The 1,301-nt window shown below is 62.8% G+C and carries 1 protein-coding gene; it reads left to right on the top strand.

The genetic code is table 11. From position 1 onward, the window contains the following. On the top strand, positions 1-189 hold a 189-nt coding region (locus tag ACE4YL_RS06550), incomplete at its 5' end, for a hypothetical protein (RefSeq protein WP_461369408.1). Positions 190-1,301 lie beyond the last annotated feature (1,112 nt).

Here is a 1,301-nt window from a genome sequence, read left to right as displayed (position 1 = left end):
CCACAATCAACCGTGGAGACGGGGAGAACAGACTGCAGAACGGCACATGACGAAGAGGTTTTGAAAATGATCGAGGATACGGAGAGAACGAGCCCTGATCTACTCACAGAGGTTCGAGCACTCAGGGACGAGGTGCGCGGGGTGCGTACAGCAATGCGCGACCCCGGCGCCGATGGCCGGAGGAGGTAGCAGAACTTGAACAGCGAAGAGACCGTGCCACGAGGCAGGACAGAAGACGGGACGTTTAAAGCGGAAAGAGAGCCCGGAGAACCACTAACCCGGGAAGAACTCGCCGCTATGCTCTCCGATATTCTGAAAAAACTCCATGCCCGGGCGACGGCGGGAGCTGGTGGGAGGTGCCGGCATACCTCTCCCTGGCAGCGATCAGCCTACCGGCCGTGGTTAAAGCATCCGAGCAGGCGAAGAAACGAATTCTCAAGGTGGTAACAGCGATATGAAGTTTAAGACGTATGTGTGTATTCAAGAGGACTGCGGGGAGATTTGCTAGCATGAATCTGTATTCGACGGGGACCGGCACCCGAAGCCCCCGGAGTTTTGCCCCTACTACGGCGGTCCGTGCAAGTGGGAAGAATTCGATTGCTCCGACGTGGACCAGGCGGTGTGACCCCGATCACAGACACGCTCTCGCCCCCGGTCCGGAACCCCGACGCCCGACCACGAGCGGCCGATCTCGCATGTCACCGACGTCACCTTTGAGGTGCCCGGGTGTCACCCCCTCGCCCCTCCCGCCGGTCCACCCTCCGGACCCATCGACTATGGACCCTCTCGACCCCGCCGACTACGAACGGATTAAGCCGCCGAAGAAAGGCAAGCCCTACCCCTACAAGTGCCGGATCTGCGGAGCCCCGGCCGCCTGGACGGAGACCTTTGCCGCCCGCGACCGGCGGCACCGCCTGGTATCGTGGCGCATCTGTGAGCAGTGTTACCGGGATGCCGGCGGGACGATGTGAGCGGGACAACGGACGCACAACGGCGATCCTCCGGTCCGACATTCCGGGGCGCCCACCGGCCGCACCTCCAGGTAACGATATAGGGAGACCCCATACTTTACGGCGGGACAGTGGGACAATGCACGAGGGGACAGCAACCGCGCCATAGCGCGACATTGTGAGACGGTCCGGTATTCCCCCGACCGGGGACCCGGGAGAATACGCGCCATATCAGGCCTGGTTACTCCACCGGCCGGAGAAGGTGACGTGAAGCGGCGCACTCCCGGCGTGTCATACCGTGCCATCGCGAGCCAGTGCGGCGGGTCACCCCGAACCGGCGCATAGCGGCGC

It is taken from the genome of Candidatus Darwinibacter acetoxidans (assembly GCF_041936445.1).
Classification (GTDB): domain Bacteria; phylum Bacillota; class Limnochordia; order Darwinibacteriales; family Darwinibacteriaceae; genus DTU010.
This window is presented reverse-complemented; position numbering and strand designations above follow the sequence as displayed.